We start from the raw sequence: 1,213 nt of genomic DNA, 5'->3' as shown, positions 1-1,213 counted from the left end.
CGCCGCCGTTGATCATCACCGCTTCGGCGACGAGCGGCGACTGGCGCAGCAGCAGCACGAGCAGCAGGCAGTTCTGAAAAATGCCGTTCTCCCACAGCGACTGGCCGGCGCCGCGCACGAACAGCGACATGCCGACGACGAGACGCCTGCCGCCGTTCGGCACGTCACGGGCGGTGGTTTCGGACATGCATTCTCTCCGGGGAAAAGGCTCAGGCGGCCAGACGCGCGACGTACGCGTCGAGGTTGTCGCGGTTGTCGATCGACACGCCGTGCAGGAGCGCATCGGCTTTGCGGCGATAGTCGTCGAGATGCGTATCGTGATGCCGCCATGCGTGCAGCAGCGCGCGGCCGCCCGCCGCGGAATCGAATTCCGGGTAGTAATACCCGGCATCGCCGAGCAGCGGCGAGTTGTGCACGAGCGGATAGCCGCCGTACAGCACGTCGTAGTACAGATAGTTCTGCGCGTTTTCCCACTGGTGCGAGATCACCGCGTCGCCGTGCTTCGCGAGGAACGACGGCAGATCGATGCGCGGCTCGAAGGTCGCCTTGTGCTGGCGGACGAGATCGAGACTGTTCGCGAAATGGACGAACGTCGGATGCTCTTTCATGTGCAGCGAGTTGACGACGAACAGGTGCTCGACCGCATCGGGCTGCGCGCGGTGGAACTCGTCGGCGGCGAGCATCGGGTAGTGGCAGGTCTTCACGACCGAGATGTTCGGCTCGAGGATCGACAGCCGCCACTTCGCGCGGCCCGGCTCGTAGCCGAAGCGCAGCCCCTCGGCGTCGAGCCGGCGCGCGCGGCGCTCGATGAAGTACGGCGACCAGATGTGCGGCATCAGATGGACGGGGGCGCGCAAAAGCGTTTGCAGGAGCGGCTTCGCGGTCTTGTTGTACTGCGGCAGCGTCCAGGCCTCGTCGAACGGGCCGCCGTTGAAGATGTGCCCGGATGGCCGGCTGAACATTGGCGTTTCGCAAAGGCCCGCGTACGTGTGGCCGACGAAGCAGGCGATGAGCTTCTTGCCGAGCGCCTTCATGTACTTGAGCCAGTCGACGGGCAACTGCGCGCCCATCTCGATCACGACGTCGAGCGCGTGCGACACGTCGCGCGGCTGCACGAGCGGCACGTCGAGCCCGGCGAGATCGAGGCCGGCGGGCAACGCTTTCGCGTCGCCGCCGTTCAGGAAGTAGATCGGGCCGACCCGGTCCGACTGCC

Annotated in this window: 2 protein-coding genes; both read right to left on the bottom strand. The window is 66.2% G+C overall.

Going from position 1 to position 1,213, the window contains the following annotated elements:
- Positions 1 to 187 (bottom strand): DUF2827 family protein (locus WS62_RS02850; RefSeq protein ID WP_156440840.1); only part of this gene is annotated, 187 nt, incomplete at its 3' end.
- 22 nt (positions 188 to 209) lie between these two features.
- Positions 210 to 1,213 (bottom strand): DUF2827 domain-containing protein (locus WS62_RS02845; RefSeq protein WP_066567448.1); only part of this gene is annotated, 1,004 nt, incomplete at its 5' end.

Origin of the sequence: Burkholderia sp. ABCPW 14, from assembly GCF_001523835.1 — a bacterium.
GTDB classification, from domain to species: Bacteria; Pseudomonadota; Gammaproteobacteria; order Burkholderiales; family Burkholderiaceae; genus Burkholderia; species Burkholderia mayonis.
Note: the sequence above shows the minus strand (reverse complement) of the source record. Positions and strands in the feature narration are given on the sequence as shown.